Source organism: Sphingomonas sp. RS2018, from assembly GCF_054489605.1.
The window spans coordinates 714,177-732,721 of sequence record NZ_JBTMWL010000001.1 but is presented as its reverse complement, the minus strand read 5'-3'; the positions used below and the strand labels follow the sequence as shown (position 1 = coordinate 732,721).

The window sequence follows — 18,545 nt, the reverse complement described above, 5'->3', positions numbered from 1 at the left end:
CCCGACCTAGCGCGCAGCCCGCTGCTACGACAATGATTTAATGCCGCGTGCCCTGCGCTTCGTCGCTCGCCAGGAACATGATGAGCCGTTCGACCGACCGCCACCGCGCGAAGCCGACCGCATTGCCGAGGTCGCGGCTGCGTTCGGCGCGGTTGGCGGCCTCGAAACCGGCGTCGCTGCCAAAGCCCGCGATCAGCGTGGCGGCGGTATCGACTTCGCTGCGGTCGGTCAGGCAGGGGGCGGCAGGCGGGGGGAGGCGTTCGATCATCGAAGCCCCTACACTCAAGCCGCGTGCCAGAACGTCGCCGATGCCGGACAGCGCGCGACACGAAGGTAAACGGCCCCGGCGCCCTGCCCTGCCGACCGTCCCGGGCGTGCCGATACGGGACGGTGGCGTCTCGCATCGGGACATGGCAAGGCGTCGCCGACCATGACCACCGACGATCCCGCCCCGACCCCGACTCCCGAACCCACCGGCGCCGGCGGCCCGATCATGCTGGCGATCGTCGCCGGCCTCGTGATCGGCTTTCTGCTGGGCCAGCCGACGGTAGGATTTCTTGTCGGCGTGGTCAGTGGGATCGTCATCGCCACGCTGCTGTGGATGCGCGACAACCGGCGGTGACCTAACGGTGCTCTCTCGCGGTTGGGAGCCCAGAGCCACAAAAACTGTCGCTGATAACCCTGGGCTCCCGCCTTCCCGGAAGTGCGGAAAACTTCACATCGCCCGCGACAGCAGCGCCACCCGCCCCAGCACCTCCACGTCGCGCTTCGCCCGCACGATATCGTCCGCATTGTCGCTGACGATCCGCCAGTCGTCGCCATCGTCGACCAGCCGCTTGACGTGCAGCGCGTCGTCGATGCGGATCACCCAGATCGCGCCATTCCGTCCTGCCACACGCTGCGCCCGGTCGACCAGGATGCGATCGCCGTCATGGATGGTCGGGAACATCGAATCGCCAGCGACGGTCAGCACCGCCGCCGATCCCGCGGCGATGCCCAGCCGATCGAGATCGGCGCGCGCATAGCCCGCGCTCGCCACCGCCGCCTCGTCGGTGGCGAAGCGGCCCGGTCCGGCCGATACGGTCACCGCCAGCTGCGGCACCCGCACGATATCGCCCCCGCCCGCCGCCACGCCGCCCAGCACCGCTTCATCCGCCCCTAAGAACCGCGCGAGCAGGCCGCGCTCGCGCTCGGGCAACAGCCGCGGCGATCCGCGGCGCAAATACTGCTGCATCCACGCCGCGTTGCGCCCGGCTACGCGCGACAACGTGGCGAGGCTGGCACCGCTGCGGTCGATCAGCGCCGACAGCGCGGCGCGCTGGGCGTCCGGTTCCATAGCGAAAGCATAACCGTAGGAAATTCCCTAGACAAGTTGGAAATCGGAAAAGAGAACAGACAAGGAACAAATGATTCGAATCGGAGGTCTGAAGCCATGTCTGTCCTTGTCGTCATCAACCGCTACCTGCGCGATTCGGGGATGCCGCCGACGCTGTTCGGTCGCCACGTCGCCAACGACCCGCGCCTGGTCGGCGATCTGGAGCGGGGGCGCGAACCGGGACCGGGCATGTGCGCCCGGATCGAGGCGTATATCGCCGCAAACTCGGGCAAGCGCGCATGAGCCGCCGCCCGGATGCCGGCGCGCTGCTGGAACGCGCGCTGATCGAATCGGCGGCGCGCTCGGCGGTCAGCCTCACGATCGAATCACTCGGCTCGCGCGCCTGGGCGAGCGCCACCTTCTCGGGCGCGCGCCACACGCTGACGCTGCGGGCAGCGCGGTCGCTCGATACGGACAGCTGGATCGGCGAACTGGAGGAGGCCGAACTGTCGGTGCGGGGTCATCTGGTCGCGGATGTCGCGGTCACCACGATCGAGCGTTCGGGCGGCGATGTCTTGGCGCATGTAGAGGTGCTGACGCTGGAGGATGGGTAAACCCCCTGCCGTTCGTGCTGAGCCTGTCGAAGCACCGTTCTTCGATCCACACACGATACCCCTTGGGCACGAAGGACGGTCCTTCGACTTCGCTCCGGACGAACGGAAAAGGGAATGAGCCCCTTCAAGCCGCCGGCAGGCGCAACCGCACCAGCAGCCCGCCCAGATCATCGCTCTCCTCCAGACTCACCGTACCCTCGTAGATCTCCGCCACATCGCGCACGATGGCGAGCCCGAGGCCCGTCCCCGGCTTCCCCGAATCGAGCCGCACCCCGCGATCGAAGATGCGGATGCGGTCGGCTTCGGGGATGCCGACGCCGTCGTCCTCGACCAGCATCTCGACGAAGCCGGCCTGCGCGCCCACCGTCACGAACACGCTGCCGCCGCCGTATTTCGCGGCATTCTCGACCAGATTGCCGAGAATTTCATCCAGATCCTGCCGCTCGATATGCGCGACCAGATCCTTCACCCCGTCCACGTCGATGCGGACGTTGGGATAGAGCCGCGCGACCGCACGCTCGACCGCCTGAATGCTCGGCCACACCTCCGCACGGCTATGCGCGGAGCCGCGCCGCCCGACCGCGCGCGCGCGGGCCAGGTGGTGATCGACCTGCCGCCGCATCGTCCGCGCCTCGCGCACCACGGTTTCGGCAAGGTCGGCCTGCCCCGCCGCGGCGGCGTTCATGATGACGGTCAGCGGCGTCTTCAGCGCATGCGCCAGATTGCCGGCATGCCGCCGCGCCTCCTCGGCCTGCCGATCGTTGTGCGCGACCAGCGCATTCAGTTCCTCAACCATCGGCGCGACTTCGGCGGGCATCGCGCCCTCGACCCGCGTCGACTTGCCCGCGCGCATCCGCTGAATCTCCAGCCGCACCTCGCGCAAGGGGAGCAGGCCGTAGCCCGTCTGCAACGCCACCATGATGATGAGCCCCGCGCCGAGCAGCAGGAAGCTGCGGATCAGCACGCGGCGCAACGCCTCGATCTGTTCGTCGAGCGCGATGCGGCTCTGCGCCACCTGGAATTTCCAGCGCACCGGCGATCCGGGCAGCGTCACGTCGCGCTCCATCACGCGCAGTTTCTCGTCGCCGAATTGCTTGCTGTCGTAGGTATGGACCTGGTTGTCGGCGCGCGCGGCGGTGACGCGCAGCGTGCGATCCCACAGCGATTGCGAGGGAAACGTCTCGAACCCCGCGCCGCTGACCTGATAGTAGAGCCCCGATCCGGGTTCGAGGAAGCGGTGGTCGGCCAGCTCGCGGCTGAAGCGCACCTCGCCCTCCGGCCCGATCTCTGCGGACACCAGCATGGTGTTCAGCAGGAAGTCGAGCTGGTTGTCGAAATTCGCCTCGATCGACGACGACAGCACCCGGTCGAGCGCGAAGCCGCCGCCGGTCAGCAACACCATGATCCACGCCGCCGCGATCAGGATCATGCGCCGCGACAGCGATCCCGTGACGCGCACATAGGGTCGCGGGGCGGGTTCGCCCGGCATGGCGGGCGCTGCCGCCGCCGGCTCGGGCACGGGGTCGTCCTCGCCCGAGAACAATATCCACCCCAGCCGCGCGGCGGCGAAGGTGCCGACGATGAACAGCGCCCTGCCCGCCCACGCCACCGAATCGTAAAGGATGAACCCGCCGGTCAGGCCGCAGACGACGCCCACGACCATGAGCGCGATCTCGCTCTCACGCCGCATCGCGTCGCCCCGTCACCGCCGCGTGCGCGGTCACTCGGTCGGCCGGCGCTCGTCCGGCTCGTCGAGGCTGTAGCCGAGCCCCCGGATCGTCGTCAGCACGTCCTGCCCCAGCTTCTTGCGGATGCGCGTCACGAACACTTCGATCGTGTTCGAATCGCGATCGAAATCCTGGTCGTAGATATGCTCGATCAATTCGGTGCGGCTGACGACCTTGCCCTTGTGATGCAGCAGGTAGCTCAGCAGCTTGTATTCCTGCGCGGTCAGCTTCACCGGCTCGCCGGCCTTGGTCACCTTGCCCGAGCGCGTGTCGAGCCGGATGTCGCCCGCGGTCAGCTCGGCCGAGGCGTTGCCCGAGGCGCGGCGGATCAGCGCGCGCAGGCGGGCGATCAGTTCCTCGGTCTGGAACGGCTTGGCGACATAGTCGTCGGCGCCCGCGTCCAGCCCGGCGACCTTGTCGGACCAGCTGTCGCGTGCGGTCAGCACCAGCACGGGGGCGCTGCGCCCCTCCTTGCGCCAGCGATCGAGCACGGTCAGCCCGTCCACCTCGGGCAGGCCGAGGTCGAGGATGATCGCGTCATACTGTTCGGTGGAGCCGAGAAAATGCCCCTCCTCCCCGTCGGTCGCGAGGTCGACGGCATAGCCCGCCCCCTCCAGCGTCGAGCGCAGCTGCTGGCCCAGATTGGGCTCGTCCTCGACGATCAGGACGCGCATAGGCCTCTCCTTCCCTGTGTGAATGTATCGATCAACCGCCGGCGCGGCCCAGCACCGCGCCCGACCGGCCGTCGACCAGTATCCAGATGACGTTCCCATCGCGCAGGAACTTCAGTGTGTAAACGGCGCTGTCCGAATCGAAGACGAAGCCGATGTACTGCGCGCCGCGCATCGACGGCACGATCTTCTTCTCGATCTCGGCCAGCGACAGCATGCGGCCCTGCTTGTGCGCGGTGGCCGCCGCCCCGGCGTCACCACGACGGTTCTGCCCGGATTCGCTCCCGGCATCGGTCGTCGCGCCCACGACGGGCATCGCGGCGAGCAGGCCGGTAAAGGCGATGGCGGTCAACATCTTCATGCCGGCTTTGCATAGAGGCGGCGGATTGAACAGCCTGTGAATAGGTCGGAAAGCCTGTCGCAATGTACCGAAGCGCGGCAGCAGACTTGCTGACTCGCGCAAGGTGGGCCGGCGGGCAAAGCCCATCCGACGACACGGCATTCACTTCCGTGTCGGTCCTGCCCGCATGGAAAGGCAGCACTCCCCTCCCTGACAAGGGAGGGGAGGATTTAAACCCGGCGCTTATGCCTCGATTTAGCGTCGCTAAACCGCTAGGCGCGCTCGCCTATGGCCGCACCAATTCTCGCCTACGAAGGCCTCGGACTCAATCAGGGTTCCGGCTGGCTCTTCCGCGATCTCGATCTCTTCATCGGCGAACGTGATCGCCTTGCGCTCATCGGCCGCAACGGCGCGGGCAAGACGACGCTGCTGCGTCTGATCGCCGGACAGATCGACAGCGACGAGGGGCGGCGCACGATCGTGCCCGGCACGCGATTCGTCATCCTCGAACAGGATCCGAAGGTCGCCGGCTTCGCGACGCTGCGCGATTTCGCGCTGGCCGGCGACGACGCCCCCGCCGCGCACGAGGTGGAGGCGATCGCCGACCAGCTCGGCATCGACCTGATGCGCGAAGCTGCCACGGCGTCGGGCGGCGAACGCAGGCGCGCCGCCATCGCCCGCGCGCTGGCGCAGGATCCCGACATCCTGCTGCTCGACGAGCCGACCAACCACCTCGACATCCATGCGATCGAATGGCTGGAGGACTGGCTGTCGCGCTTCCGCGGCGCGTTCGTCGTCATCAGCCACGACCGCACCTTCCTGACCCGCCTCACCCGCCAGACATTGTGGCTCGACCGCGGCAAGATCCGGCGCGCGGACGTCGGCTTCGGGGGGTTCGAGGCGTGGACCGAGACGGTCTATGCCGAGGAGGAGCGCAACGCCGCCCGCCTCGACGCGAAACTGAAGATCGAGGAGCACTGGCTGCAACGCGGCGTCACCGGCCGTCGCCGCCGCAATCAGGGGCGTCTTGCCAAGCTGAAGGACATGCGCGCCGAACGCGCCGCGATGACCGGGCCGCAAGGTGCCGCCGCGATCCAGGTCGGATCGGACGATTCGAAGACGAAGGTCGTCATCGACGCGAAGGGCGTGACGAAGCGCTTCGGCGCCGGAGACCAACAGCGCGCCATCATCCGCGATCTCACCCTGCGCGTGACGCGCGGCGACCGCATCGGCATCGTCGGCGCGAACGGCGCAGGCAAGACGACCCTGCTGCGCCTGCTGACCGGTGAACTCGCCCCCGACGAAGGCACCATCCGCCTCGCCAAAACGCTCGACGGCATCGTCATCGACCAGCAGCGCAAGCTGATGGCTCCCGACAAGACGGTGCGCGAGGTGCTGGCCGAGGGTGGCGAGTGGATCGACGTGCTGGGCGTGAAGAAGCACATCATCGGCTATCTGAAGGAATTCCTGTTCGAACCCGGCCTCGTCGATGCGAAGGTCGGCACGCTGTCGGGCGGCGAGCGTTCGCGGCTGCTGCTGGCCCGGGAGTTCGCGCGGCCATCGAACCTGCTGGTGCTCGACGAGCCGACCAACGATCTCGACCTCGAAACACTCGACCTGTTGCAGGAAGTGATCGCCGATTACGCCGGCACGGTCATGATCGTCAGCCACGATCGCGACTTCCTCGACCGCACCGTCACCGTGACGCTCGGCCTCGACGGATCGGGCAGCGTCGACGTGGTCGCGGGCGGCTATGCCGACTGGGAATCGAAGCGCAAGGGCCGCAACGCCGCCAAATCGGTGCAGAAACCCGCCGTCGTCGCCGAAGCGCCCAAGCCAAAATCGGTGAAGCTCACCTACAAGGACCAGCGCGACTACGACCTGCTGCCCAAACGCATCGAGGAACTGGACGCCGCCATCGCCCGCGACGAGGCGACGATGGGGCAAGGCGACCTCTACGTCCGCGATCCGAAACGCTTCGACATGCTGATGGCCGCGGTGGTGAAGGCGCGCGCGGAGAAGGACGCGGCGGAACTGCGCTGGCTGGAACTGGCGGAAATGGTGGAGGGGTTACAATAGTCCGTTCGTGCTGAGCGAAGGTGCGGTTGCCCCTCACGCCAACCGCTTCCCCTCACGCCCGGCCAGCTCCACCACATATTGCCACGCGACCCGCCCCGACCGACTCCCCCGCACCGTCGCCCATCGAACCGCGTCCTGCGCATCCAGCGTCAGGCCGTGCGCCGCCAAATAGCGTGCGACGATCGCGACATAGGTGTCCTGATCGATCACGTGGAACCCGATGCTCAGCCCGAAGCGGTCGGCCAGCGCCAGTGCGTCGTCCACCGTATCGCGCGGGTTGATCGCGCTCGACTGCTCCTCGATATCGCGCGGCACCAGATGGCGGCGGTTCGAGGTGACGAGCAGCCGCACGTTCGCGGGCCGCGCCGCCGCGCCGCCCTCCAGCAGCGAGCGCAGCGCGCGCCCTTCCGCCGGCGACGCGAAGCCGAGATCGTCGACGAACACCGCGAACGGCCGCCCCGCCCCCTCCAGCAGCGCGAACAGCGCCGGCAACCGGTCGAGGCTCGCCGCCGCCACCTCAACCAGCGCGACGCCGGCCTGCGCGGCGGCACTCGCCACCAGCGCGGACTTGCCCGTGCCGCGCGCACCCCACAGCAGCGCGTCGTGCGCCGGCAGGCCGGCCGCATGCCGCTCCAGATTGGCGAGCAACGTCGTCTTCTGCGCGTCCATCCCCGTCAACAGGTCGAGCGGCACCGGCGCGAACCCGCGCGCGACGGTCACACCCGACCCGTCCCAGATATAAGCGGCGTGCCGCGTCAGGTCGGCCGGTTCGGGCGGCACCGGTGCGAGGCGTTCCAGCGCGGCGGCGATGCGGGCGAGGATGGGGTCGGTGTCGGTCATGGCGCGCGCATTAAAACATCACGTGTCAAAACTGAAACGCCACTCTCTTACCGTTCGCCCTGAGCCTGTCGAAGGGCTGCCCTTCTTCGTGCCAAGGGATACGCGGTCCGAAGAAAGTGCAGTGCTTCGACAAGCTCAGCACGAACGGGATGGGAGGTAATCGCACGCCCCCTCACCCCTGCATGTCGTACGCCTTCAGCAGATCGTACAGCGTCGGCCGGCTGATCCCGAGCAACCGCGCGGTGCTCGAGATATTCCCGTCCGCCCGCGCCAGCGCATGGCGGATCGCCCCCCGGTCGGCCCGCTCGCGCGCGGCGCGCAGGTTGATCGGCAGGCCGGCGTCCTCCGCCCCCCCCAGGTCGAGGTCGGCCGCCGTCACCCGCGCGCCATCGGCCATGATGACCGCGCGCTTCACGCGGTTCTCCAGCTCGCGCACGTTGCCCGGCCACGGATGCGCGTCGATCGCCGCCAGCGCATCGGGCGCGAAGCCCTTCACGGCGGCCTTGCGCAACCGCGCATGGTGCGCGAGGAAATGCCGCGCCAGCAGCCCGGCGTCCCCCGGCCGCTCGGCGAGCGATGGAATGCGCACGACGATCTCGGCCAGCCGGTAGTAGAGGTCCTCGCGAAAGCTGCCGTCCGCCACCATCGCGTCGATATCGCGGTGCGTCGCGCACACAATGCGCGTGTCGACGGCAATCGCCTTGCGCCCGCCAAGCCGCTCGATCACGCGTTCCTGCAGAAAGCGCAGCAGCTTGACCTGCAGCGGCAGCGGCACGTCGCCGATCTCGTCCAAAAACAGCGTGCCGCCCTGCGCCAGCTCGATCTTGCCCTCGGTCGTGCGGATCGCGCCGGTGAACGCGCCCTTCTCATGCCCGAACAGCTCGCTTTCCAGCAGCGTCTCCGGAATCGCCGCGCAGTTGATCGCGACGAACGCGCCCTTCCGCCCGCTGCGCTCGTGCACCCCGCGCGCCAGCACCTCCTTGCCGGTGCCCGATGCGCCGAGCAGCATTACCGAAACATCGGCCGACGCGACCCGTTCGATCGTGCGCGCGACGCTCAGCATCTCGGGCGCCGCCGTCACCAGCCCGCCCAGCGCATTCGCCGGCGTCGCCGTCCGCGCCAGCCGCGCATTCTCCGCCTCCAGATCGTGGACGTGGAAGGCGCGCGCGACGATCAGTCCCAGCGTGTCGATGTCGATCGGCTTGGCATAGAAATCGAACGCGCCCTCGCCGATCGCCCGCAGTGCGCTCGCCCGCTCGCCATGGCCCGACGCGACGATCACCTTCGTATCGGGCTTCAGCGACAGGATCTCGGCCAGCGTCGCGAACCCCTCCGTCACGCCGTCGGGATCGGGCGGCAGGCCCAGGTCGAGCGTGACGACCGCCGGCTCTTCGGCGCGCAATGCGGCGATCGCCTCAGCCCGGTCGGAGGCGACGATCACGCGGTAGCCATCATAGGCCCAGCGCAGCTGCCGCTGGAGCGCTGCATCGTCTTCGACGATCAGCAACGTCCGCTCGCTCATGCCGCAACCCCCAGTTCGTCCGCGCGCGCCAGGGGCAGCAGGATGCGAAATTCCGATCCCTCGCCCTCGCGGCTGTCCACCTCGATTCGGCCGCCCATGCTTTCGGCCAGCTGCTTCGCCTCGAACGCGCCGATGCCGAAGCCGGCGGGCTTCGACGACACGAACGGGCGAAACAGGTGATCGCGCACGAACGCCGCGCTCATGCCGCAGCCGCTGTCGACGATCGCGACCATCGCCGCGTCGCCCGATGCCGCGACGCGGATCGTGACCGCCGCACCCGGCGCGCTCGCCTCCACGGCGTTCAACAACAAATGCCCCATGATCTGCTCCAGCCGAACCGGGTCCGCCACCGCCTGCACGTCGCCATCGCCCTCGACGATGATCGAATGCGTCGCCCGCCGCGCCGCCGCGATCCGCTCGGCCAGAGCGCGCAAGGGGACCGCGACGCTCGCCTCGGCCCGCGGCCGACTGGCGGGCGACAGGCGCGCCAGCAGCGCGTTCATCTTCGCCGCCGAATCCTGCAGCGTGGCGATCATGTCCGCTCGAAAATCGGGGTTCTCCGCATGCCGCTCGGCATTGCGCGCGACCAGGCTGATACCGCTCACCAGATTCTTGATGTCGTGGACGATGAACGCGAAGCGACGGTTGAACTCGTCGAACCTCGCCCCTTCCGCCAGCGCCTCCTGCGCCTGCGCCTCGGCCAGATAGCTGGCGACCTGGCGCCCGGCGACCTTCAACAGGTCGAAATCCTCCCAGTCCAGCGCGCGGTCGAGCGGCGGTCGGGCGAGCAGGAGTGCGCCGACCAGATCGCGCCCGTGGATAAGCGGCACCAGCGCCCATCCGATCGCGTCGGCCATCATCCAGTCCGGCACCACCACCCGTTCGTCGTCGTCACCGCGCCCGGCGCGCAACGGGTCCAGCTCGACGATGCGCTCGCTGGTCGTCAGATGGTCGACCAGCGCAGCCCCCGCCCCCTCGCGCGGCGCCTCCGCCCAGTTCCACCCCGCGCCGATGCCCAGCCCCGCGCCGTCGCGCACCAGCAGCAAGCCGGCGGGCGATTCCGTCAGGTCGGCCACCGCCTTCACGACACGCGTCGCCAGCGGCACGCCGGTGCCCGCCGCGGCCAGCGTCGCGGTGAAGCGCAGCCATTCGGTGCGATAGTCATAGCGATGGCGATAAAGGTGCTTGGCGATCTTCACCTTCGCCCAGGCGCGCAGCCACGGCGACGCGGCCAGCGTCGCGACCGCCGTGGCGGATCCGAACACGAAGGCGGTCTGGAACAGCCGCGCGTTGCTGCCGCCGACCGTCGACAGCGCGCTGGTGACGATCGCCAGCAGCACGAAATAGCCGCCGATCGCGACCAGCGAGAGCGAGCGATAGGCGACCGCGCGCGACACCGCGACCGGACGGCGATCGTCGCGGTGCAGCGCCACCGCGACCAGCCCGCCGGCCAGCGCCATCGACAGCCCGCGCGCGACCTGCGGCAGCGGATGCCACCCACCGGTCAGATACGCCGTCGTCGCCAGCGCGAGGTCGGACGCCCAGATGCAGGCAAGCGCGCACGCCAGCAGCGCGACATCGCCCCGCCGCTCGGCCCCACCCAGATTGTGAACGAGCACCAGCGCGGCTACGTCGATCATCATCCGCAGCAGCGTCGCCAGCATAGTGATCTCGTTGCCCGCCGCCGTCCCGCGCAACGTCAGGCCCAGTATCTGGCCGGCGCTGGCGAAGACCACCACCATCGCCACCACGCCATAGATCGGCGCCGTGCGCGCACGATCGCGCGACAGCGCGACCATCACGCCCAGCATCGCCAGATTGCGCGCGCCGTCGACCAGCCGCGTGGCGATGTCCGCCCCGCCGATCCCCGCCACCGCCAGCGCCCACAGCGCGGTCAGCCCCAGCATCGCCACCAGCGGCCAGCGCGGCAGATCGGCGGCTACACGTCGCGCGGCGAGGACGGCCAGCAGCGCGAACAGCAGCGCCGACAGCGCATGGCTCCACAGGACCAGCGCGTCGGTCATGCGGCGACCGCGAGTGTAAAAGCATCCGACACCCGCCACCCATCGCGCAGATTGGCGAATAAATGTTGAAGACGGCGTGGCCGACGTGCCTAATGGAGCCGGGTGGCACTTCGTGCGTTCAAGCGCCCGGCGTGACGACCGTCGCCGCCGTTCCAGGGGGAAAATTCCGACCATGACCACCGCGCCGCCGATCGTGCCTGTCATTCTTTCCGGCGGGTCCGGTACGCGGCTGTGGCCGATGTCGCGCCCCGAACGACCCAAGCAATTACTGGCGCTGACGGCGGACGAGACGATGCTGCAGCTGACCGCGTTGCGCACCCCGCATGGTGAAGCGTTCGCCGCGCCGATCGTCGTCGCCAACACCGCCCACGCCGATGCGGTGGAGGAGCAACTCGCCGCGGTCGGGCTGGCGCCGGAAACGTTGATTCTCGAACCGGTCGGTCGCAACACCGCGCCCGCCATCGCGCTCGCGGCCATCGCGGCGGGCGGCGGTGACGCGCCCCTGCTGGTCATGCCCTCGGATCACGTCATCGCCGACGTCGCCGCCTTCCACGCCGCCATCGCCGCCGCGCTGCCGCTCGTCGCGGACGGCTGGCTCGTCACCTTCGGCATCGCGCCCGACGCGCCCGAGACGGGGTATGGCTGGATCAAGGTCGGGGACCGCATTGCCGACGGTGTCCACCGCGTCGATCGCTTCATCGAAAAGCCGCCGCTCGACGCCGCACAGGCGATGCTCGCGGCGGGCGGGCACGCGTGGAACGGCGGCATCTTCCTGTTCCGCGCCGACCGCTATCTCGAAGTGCTGGGCCGCGAGGCGCCCGACATGGTCGCCGCCGCGCACGCCGCGATCGACGCCGGGCGGCGGGAGGGCACACGGCTATACCCCGATGCCGACGCCTTCGCGGCCAGCCCGGCAGATTCGATCGATTATGCCGTGATGGAAAAGGCTGCGCGCGTCGCCGTCGTTCCGGTCACGATGGGCTGGAGCGATCTCGGCAGCTGGGACGCGCTCGACGCGATCAGCGCCTCGGACGAAGGCGGCAATACTCATGCCGGCGAAGTGATCGCGGTCGACACGTCGAACTGCTTCGTGCGCTCGGACGGCGCGCGCGTCGCATTGGTCGGGGTCAGCGACCTGATCGTCGTCGCCTCGGGCAACGACATCCTTATTTTACCGAAGGGCCGCAGTCAGGACGTGAAGGCGATCATCGAGGCGATGAAGGCGCGGGGGTAAGCCCCGCCACCCGATCGTGCTGAGCGCTGTCTAAGCACCGTTCCACGCCAAGCCCGTCGACTTCGCTCAGGACGAACGGTTTTGAGTTTACGTCCGTCCCGCTGCGAACAGAATCACCACGACGATCAGCACCGCCAGCGCCTGAAAGAAGATGCGATACTGCATCATCTTGTTCGATTTCAGCGCTGAGGCGCTCGGCCCGGTGCCGTTCTTCAGCTCCTCCTCGGTCGTCTTGAGGAAGACGACGATCCCGCGCACCAGCGCGACCACGGTGGCGATCATCGCTGCGAGCAGCAGGATGGCGAGGAAAATCTGCATGGTCGCTATCTAATCCTTCCGCGCTCCAAATCCAATGGGAAGATCGCCCGCGCGCAGCATCGCCGCCAGCGCCTGACCATCCATCCCGCCCTCGCGCAGTTCGGCCAGCGCGGGTGCCCCCGCACGCTTGGCGAGCCGCCGCCCGTCAGGCCCGGCCAGCAACGGATGGTGGTGATAGCGCGGCGTCGGCAGACCGAGCAGCGCCTGCAACAGCCGGTGGACATGCGTGCTGTCGAACAGGTCTAGTCCCCGCACCACGTCTGTTACGCCCTGGGCCGCATCGTCCACCGTCGCCGCCAGATGATAGCTCGCCGGCGCATCCTTGCGCGCCAGCACGACATCGCCGTGTGACGCGGGGTTAGCGGAGATCCATCCCGCGGTGCCGTCGTGCCACCATAAATCCTCCCCGGCACGGGGAGGGGGACCAGCGAAGCTGGTGGAGGGGGCCGGCCGCACACGTGCCGCTCGCGGATAGCCCCCTCCACCACCGGCTGCGCCGGCGGTCCCCCTCCCCGTGCCGGGGAGGATCGACAGCGCCTTCGCCACATTCAGCCGCCACGCGTAAGGACGGTCACACCCCACGTCCCGCCCCCGGCACGTCCCCGGATATACCGCGCCCGCCTCATGCGGCGCGGACAGGCTCGCCGCGATGTCGGCGCGCGTGCAGACGCAGCGGTACAGCAGCCCCATCCCCCGCAACCGGTCGAGCGCCGCATCGTACAGCGCCAGCCGCACCGACTGCCGCACCACCGGCCCGTCCCAGTCCAGCCCAAGCCACGCCAGATCCTCGACGATCCCCGCAACATGCTCCTCCCGGCTGCGCGCCCCGTCGATATCCTCGATCCGCAGCAGGAAGCGTCCGCCCCTGTCCCGCGCAAAGTCGTGCGCGCGGATCGCGGACACGGCATGGCCGATATGCAGCCGCCCGGTCGGGCTGGGCGCGAAGCGGGTGACGACGTCGCTCATCGGCACCGCGTTAACACGCCTCTTGACCCCGCGTCAGCGCCCGTGCTGTCATACCCACGTCATCCTTCGCAGCGATGGCTGCGCCGGCGGCACAGCGAAGGGGAGCAACTTGTTTCATCCCGACCTGCTCAGACATCCCGACGCCTGTCCGGCGCTGGTGCTCAACGCCGACTATACGCCGCTCAGCTATTATCCGCTGTCGATCTGGCCGTGGCAGACGGCGGTGAAGGCGGTGTTCCTCGACCGTGTCGACATCGTCTCGCACTATGAACGCGAGGTGCGCAGCCCGACCGCGTCGCTGAAGCTGCCGTCCGTCATCGCGCTCAAGCAATATGTCCGGCCATCGGCGTTCCCCGCCTTCACCCGCTTCAACCTGTTCCTGCGCGATCGCTTCGCCTGCCAATATTGCGGGACGCACCGCGACCTGACCTTCGACCACGTCATCCCGCGCGCCTATGGTGGTCGCACGACGTGGGAAAACGTCGCCACCGCCTGCGCGCCGTGCAACCTGCGCAAGGGCGGCCGCACGCCGGCGGAGGCGAAGATGCCGCTCTACGTCCAGCCGATCCGCCCGACCAACTGGCAGCTGCAGGAACACGGCCGCCGCTTCCCGCCCAACTACCTTCACGATACATGGCGCGACTGGCTCTACTGGGACGTCGAGCTGGATGCCTGAGGTCGATCGATCATCCCCCAACCCGTTCGTGCTGAGTAGCGGCTGAGCGAAGTCGAGGAGTGTCAGGTCGGATCGCCCCTGGACCATCCTGAAACATGCGGGGCATGTTTCACCTGACACTTATCGAAGCACAGGTGGCATGTCCTTCGATACGCCCCTTCGACAAGCTCAGTGGCTACTCAGGACGAACGGGTGCAGTCCCACACCCCGGTTGCGGCGCGCCCGGTTGCGGCGCGCTCGGCGGCGGCGCATGATCCGGCCGGGACGGTTGGGGAACAAAACACATGGCGGGACTGACGATGGATCGGCGGCGGGCGCTGGCGGTCGGGCTGGGCGGCGGCGCGGCGCTGGCGCTGCCCGGCTGGGCGATAGCGCAGGACGGCGGCGATGCGTGGCTCGATCCGCTCGTCCAGAGCTTCATGACCCGCTTCGACGTGCCCGGCGCCGCTGTGGCGATCGTGCGCAAGGACGCGCCGCCGGTGCTGCGCGGCTACGGCGTCCGCACGCTCGGCAAGCCCGGCCCGGTAGGTGCGAACACCCGCTTCGGCATCGCCTCGAACAGCAAGGCGTTCACCGCCGCCGCGATCGCGATCCTCGTTGACGAGGGCAAGGTCGGCTGGGACGAACCCGTCACCCGCTACCTCCCCGACTTCCGCATGGCCGATCCCGCCGTGACGGCGATGATGACGGTGCGCGATCTGCTGGTCCATCGCAGCGGCCTGCCGCTCGGTGCGGGCGACCTGATGTACTTCCCGGCCTCCGCCCGCACGGCGGCGGACGCGGTGCGCGCGCTGCAATATCTGAAGGCGGAGAAGGGGTTCCACGCCGGCTATGCCTATGACAACATTCTCTACATCGTCGCGGGCGAGCTGATCGCGCGCGTGTCCGGCCAGTCGTGGCGCCAGTTCGTCGCGACGCGGCTGCTGGCGCCGATCGGCATGGCGGACGCGGTGCCTTCGCTCGGCCTGTTGCGCAGCGACGATGTCGCGGGCCGCCACGCGCGCCTCGGCCCGCCGGTGCGCGGGATCGGCCCGATGCAGATCGTCAAACCCGACGAGACGCCTGCCATCGACGCGGCCGGCGGGATCAACGCCAGCGCCGCCGATATCGCCAAATGGCTCTCGCTCCAGCTCGCTGGCGGCGTGCTGCCCGACGGCAAGCGCCTGTGGAGTGCCGCGCAGGCGCGGGAGATGTGGACGCCGCAGGTCATCGTCTCGTCCAGCGACGGCGCCACGCCTGAAAATCCCGCCCGCCCCGTCCAGTCGAGCTACGCGCTCGGGTGGTTCGTGTCCGACTATCGCGGCCACCGCATGGTCGCGCATTCGGGCGGGCTGACCGGACAGATCACCCAGACCGCGATGATCCCGTCGCGCGGCATCGGCGTCGCGGTCTTCACCAATGTCGAGGACGGAACGTCGAGCGCGATGCGTAACGCCATTCTCGACCGGCTGATCGGCGCACCCGCCTATGACTGGGTGACCGCTTATGGCGCGCGCAAGGCGAAGGGCGATGCCGATGCGCTGGCTACCGTCGCGGGCGGTGTCGATACCGCGCCCGCTGGCGGCCCCAGCCTGCCGCTCGCCGCCTATGCCGGCCGTTATCGCGATCCGTGGTACGGGGACATCGTCGTCGCCGAACGCCGCGGTCGCCTGTCGATCGATTTCGTGCCCACGCCGGTGTTCAAGGGGCCGCTGGAGACATGGGGCAAGGATGCGTTCCGCACCCGCTTTCCGAAGGACGCGGGCGAGGATGCGGTCGTGACATTCGCGGTGCAGGATGGTCGCGTGACCGGCGTCACGATGAAACCGCTCTCGCCCCTCGCCGACTTCAGCTATGATTTCCAGCATCTGGCGTTCGTGCCGGTACGGCGAAGGTAGCACCCGCTTGCAGCGCGCGTATTAGGTTGATAATACAGTAACATGAATCTGGGTTCGCCGTCCGATCCGTCCGATCGTCGCGCCGCGACGTCGGGGGACGACCCTTTCGCCGCCTTCGACCGCGCACGTCTGAACCTTGGCCGCGACGCCACGTCGCCGCCACCCCCGCCCGGCCCGCCGTCCTCGTCTGATAACCCCCGCCGCCACATCGCCTGGGGCAAGTGGATCGTGCGCGGTCTCGCCGCCCTCGTCGTGCTGCTGGTGATCGCGATCGCCTGGCTCGCGGTCACCGCGCCGCTGTCGCGCTCGCTGAAACCGCCGACGCCGCCCAGCATCACGCTGCTCGCCTCCGACGGCAAGACGCCGATCGCCCGGCGCGGCGCGATCATCGGCGACCCGGTCGACGTGACCAAGCTGCCGAAACACGTGCCCGGCGCCTTCATCGCGATCGAGGACCGGCGCTTCTACGGCCATTGGGGCGTCTCCCCGCGCGGCATCGCCCGCGCGATGTGGAACAACGCCCGCGCCGGCGGCATGCGCGAGGGTGGCTCGACCATCACGCAGCAGCTGGCAAAGAACGCCTTCCTCTCCTCCGACCGCACCTTCGGCCGCAAGGCGCGCGAGCTGCTCATCTCCTTCTGGCTGGAGGCGTGGCTGTCGAAGGACGAGATCCTCAGCCGCTATCTCTCCAACGTCTATTTCGGCGACAACGTCTACGGCCTGTCGGCGGCGTCGCAGCACTACTTCAGCCGCAAGCCCGAGGATCTGAGCATTGCGCAGGCCGCGCTGCTCGCCGGCCTCGTGAAAGCGCCCTCGCGCCTCGCCCCCACCGTCAACCTGTCCGGCGCCCGCGCGCGGCAGAAGCTGGTCGTCGGCGCGATGGTCGAAACGGGCGTCATCACGAAGGCGCAGGCCGCCCACGTCGGCCCGGCGCGACTGAACGTGGAGAAGGTCCGCACCCTCCCGACCGGCACCTATTTCGCCGACTGGGTGCTGCCCGAGGCGCGCGACCGGTCGGGCGAGATCGCCAACGAGATCACCGTCACGACGACGCTCGACACCCGTATCCAGAAGGCGGCGGAGCGCGCCGTCCGCCGCGCCGGCCTGCGCCAGGCGCAGGTGGCGCTGGTCGCGATGCGCCCGGACGGCACCGTCGTCGCGATGATCGGCGGCAAGGACTACAAGACCTCGCCGTTCAACCGCGCGGTGCAGGCGCAGCGCCAGCCGGGCTCGACCTTCAAGCTGTTCGTCTATCTCGCCGCGCTCCGCTCCGGCATGACGCCCGACTCGACCGTGCTCGACGAACCCGTCACGATCGGCGACTGGAGCCCTAAGAACGACGGCGGCAGCTATGCGGGTGAGATCACGCTGGCGCGCGCCTTCGCCAAATCGTCGAACGTCGCCGCCGCGCGCCTTATCAAGCAGGTCGGCGTGCAGAACGTCGTGCGCGTCGCGCGCGATCTGGGCGTCACCAGCCCGCTCGCCGACGAAGCGTCGATCGCGCTCGGCACGCAGACCATGTCGCTGCTGGAACTGACCAGCGCCTATGCCGCGGTCGCCAACGGCAGCTATCCGGTGCGCGCGCACGGCCTGTCGGCGACGGACGAGAGCGGCAGCTGGCTGGAGCGGCTGCGCGGCCGCACCACCGTGATGGGCGAGAACGAGCGCGACGGCATCCGCATGATGCTCGCCCGCTCGGTCGATCGCGGCACCAGCCGCGCCGCCGCGCTGTCCGTACCCGCGTACGGCAAGACCGGCACGACGCAGAACAGTCGCGACGCGATCTTCGTCGGCTATGCGCAGGATCTGGTCGCGGGCGTCTGGGTCGGCAATGACGACAATTCGCCCAACCCCGGCTTGTCGGGCGGCGGCATCCCCGCGCGCATCTGGCGCGACTTCATGGTCGAGGCGCTGGGCGTCGCTCCGCCGCAGGCGCCGGTGGTCGAGGAGGATGTCGGCGGAGTCGAGGAGACCGACAATGCCGTCGAACCTGAAGGCTTCCTGCCCGAGGGTCTGGAGGGCGAGATCGAGGGCCTCGGCGTCAACGTCCGCCTGGGCCGCGACGGCAGCTTCGACGTCGCCCCCGCCGACCGCCGCCGCGATCCGCCGCCGATCCAGGACCGCGACGACCGCCGCCCCGTCCGGGAGGAAGAGGCCGAACCGACGGGGTAAGGGCTTACCAACGCTCCGTCACGATACGCCTCCCGTTCGTCCTGAGCTTGTCGAAGGACCGTTCTTCGCGCCGCAAGCGCAAACTAGGGCGTATCGACATTCAGTTCAGGCGGAGCCGAAAAGGGTGGTTCTGCGAGCATCGGAGCGCAGCGTACTTCCGGTACGTGAGC

General features: G+C 69.0%; 18 protein-coding genes. 8 read left to right on the top strand and 10 right to left on the bottom strand.

Features of this window, described 5'->3' with window-relative positions:
- Positions 1 to 37: 37 nt before the first annotated feature.
- Entirely contained in the window at positions 38 to 268 is a 231-nt protein-coding gene (locus tag ACX40P_RS03695; protein WP_459124926.1) for a hypothetical protein, read from the bottom strand.
- Between the two features lie 162 nt (positions 269 to 430).
- Here ACX40P_RS03695 and ACX40P_RS03690 point away from each other — a divergent pair, with 162 nt between their 5' ends.
- Positions 431 to 622 (top strand): hypothetical protein, encoded by a 192-nt coding sequence (locus ACX40P_RS03690; RefSeq protein ID WP_459124925.1) that lies wholly within the window; start codon positions 431 to 433, stop codon positions 620 to 622.
- Between the two features lie 93 nt (positions 623 to 715).
- Here the strand turns inward: ACX40P_RS03690 and ACX40P_RS03685 are convergent, their stop codons facing one another.
- Entirely contained in the window at positions 716 to 1,336 is a 621-nt protein-coding gene (locus ACX40P_RS03685; RefSeq protein WP_459124924.1) for a S24 family peptidase, read from the bottom strand.
- Positions 1,337 to 1,432: 96 nt separating this feature from the next.
- Between ACX40P_RS03685 and ACX40P_RS03680 the strand changes: the two genes are divergently transcribed.
- Entirely contained in the window at positions 1,433 to 1,618 is a 186-nt protein-coding gene (locus tag ACX40P_RS03680; RefSeq protein ID WP_459124923.1) for a hypothetical protein, read from the top strand.
- Positions 1,615 to 1,929 carry a hypothetical protein gene (locus ACX40P_RS03675; RefSeq protein ID WP_459124922.1) on the top strand — a complete coding sequence of 105 codons (315 nt, stop codon included), beginning with the start codon at positions 1,615 to 1,617 and terminating at the stop codon, positions 1,927 to 1,929. The genes ACX40P_RS03680 and ACX40P_RS03675 overlap by 4 nt, the downstream gene beginning before the upstream one ends.
- Positions 1,930 to 2,053: 124 nt before the next feature.
- On the opposite strand, the gene ACX40P_RS03670 is transcribed toward ACX40P_RS03675, so the two are convergent.
- From ACX40P_RS03670 to ACX40P_RS03660, 3 genes are all read right to left on the bottom strand, one after another.
- Complete coding sequence (locus ACX40P_RS03670) at positions 2,054 to 3,418, bottom strand: sensor histidine kinase (RefSeq protein WP_459125234.1); 1,365 nt, start codon at positions 3,416 to 3,418, stop codon at positions 2,054 to 2,056.
- A gap of 231 nt (positions 3,419 to 3,649) precedes the next feature.
- Positions 3,650 to 4,330, bottom strand: a complete 681-nt coding sequence (locus ACX40P_RS03665; protein WP_459124921.1) for a response regulator transcription factor — start codon at positions 4,328 to 4,330, stop codon at positions 3,650 to 3,652.
- 31 nt (positions 4,331 to 4,361) lie between these two features.
- Complete coding sequence (locus ACX40P_RS03660) at positions 4,362 to 4,688, bottom strand: hypothetical protein (RefSeq protein ID WP_459124920.1); 327 nt, start codon at positions 4,686 to 4,688, stop codon at positions 4,362 to 4,364.
- A 267-nt stretch (positions 4,689 to 4,955) separates the two neighbouring features.
- Here ACX40P_RS03660 and ACX40P_RS03655 point away from each other — a divergent pair, with 267 nt between their 5' ends.
- Positions 4,956 to 6,746 carry an ABC-F family ATP-binding cassette domain-containing protein gene (locus tag ACX40P_RS03655; protein WP_459124919.1) on the top strand — a complete coding sequence of 597 codons (1,791 nt, stop codon included), beginning with the start codon at positions 4,956 to 4,958 and terminating at the stop codon, positions 6,744 to 6,746.
- Positions 6,747 to 6,779: 33 nt separating this feature from the next.
- Here the strand turns inward: ACX40P_RS03655 and ACX40P_RS03650 are convergent, their stop codons facing one another.
- The 3 genes from ACX40P_RS03650 to prsK form a co-directional block, all read right to left on the bottom strand.
- Entirely contained in the window at positions 6,780 to 7,586 is an 807-nt protein-coding gene (locus ACX40P_RS03650; protein WP_459124918.1) for a DUF815 domain-containing protein, read from the bottom strand.
- A gap of 172 nt (positions 7,587 to 7,758) precedes the next feature.
- A complete protein-coding gene (gene prsR, locus ACX40P_RS03645; protein ID WP_459124917.1) occupies positions 7,759 to 9,108 on the bottom strand; it encodes a PEP-CTERM-box response regulator transcription factor in 1,350 nt (449 codons plus the stop codon).
- The gene (gene prsK / locus ACX40P_RS03640; protein ID WP_459124916.1) at positions 9,105 to 11,132 is read right to left on the bottom strand and encodes an XrtA/PEP-CTERM system histidine kinase PrsK; all 2,028 of its coding nucleotides are present in this window, start codon (positions 11,130 to 11,132) and stop codon (positions 9,105 to 9,107) included. The genes prsR and prsK overlap by 4 nt, the downstream gene beginning before the upstream one ends.
- Before the next feature lie 172 nt (positions 11,133 to 11,304).
- Here prsK and ACX40P_RS03635 point away from each other — a divergent pair, with 172 nt between their 5' ends.
- Complete coding sequence (locus ACX40P_RS03635; protein ID WP_459124915.1) at positions 11,305 to 12,366, top strand: mannose-1-phosphate guanylyltransferase/mannose-6-phosphate isomerase; 1,062 nt, start codon at positions 11,305 to 11,307, stop codon at positions 12,364 to 12,366.
- Positions 12,367 to 12,453: 87 nt separating this feature from the next.
- Here ACX40P_RS03635 and ACX40P_RS03630 read toward each other — a convergent pair whose 3' ends face one another.
- On the bottom strand, positions 12,454 to 12,684 hold the full coding sequence (locus ACX40P_RS03630; RefSeq protein WP_459124914.1) for a twin transmembrane helix small protein: 231 nt from the start codon (positions 12,682 to 12,684) through the stop codon (positions 12,454 to 12,456).
- Between the two features lie 9 nt (positions 12,685 to 12,693).
- Positions 12,694 to 13,650: a glutamyl-Q tRNA(Asp) synthetase gene (locus ACX40P_RS03625; RefSeq protein ID WP_459124913.1), complete on the bottom strand. Its 957-nt coding sequence runs from the start codon at positions 13,648 to 13,650 to the stop codon at positions 12,694 to 12,696.
- A 109-nt stretch (positions 13,651 to 13,759) separates the two neighbouring features.
- Here ACX40P_RS03625 and ACX40P_RS03620 point away from each other — a divergent pair, with 109 nt between their 5' ends.
- The 3 genes from ACX40P_RS03620 (at position 13,760) to ACX40P_RS03610 (ending at position 18,375) form a co-directional block, all read left to right on the top strand.
- The gene (locus tag ACX40P_RS03620; RefSeq protein ID WP_459124912.1) at positions 13,760 to 14,326 is read left to right on the top strand and encodes an HNH endonuclease; all 567 of its coding nucleotides are present in this window, start codon (positions 13,760 to 13,762) and stop codon (positions 14,324 to 14,326) included.
- Between the two features lie 284 nt (positions 14,327 to 14,610).
- Positions 14,611 to 16,203, top strand: a complete 1,593-nt coding sequence (locus ACX40P_RS03615; protein WP_459124911.1) for a serine hydrolase — start codon at positions 14,611 to 14,613, stop codon at positions 16,201 to 16,203.
- Positions 16,204 to 16,245: 42 nt separating this feature from the next.
- The gene (locus ACX40P_RS03610) at positions 16,246 to 18,375 is read left to right on the top strand and encodes a transglycosylase domain-containing protein (protein WP_459124910.1); all 2,130 of its coding nucleotides are present in this window, start codon (positions 16,246 to 16,248) and stop codon (positions 18,373 to 18,375) included.
- The last annotated feature ends 170 nt before the right edge of the window (positions 18,376 to 18,545 follow it).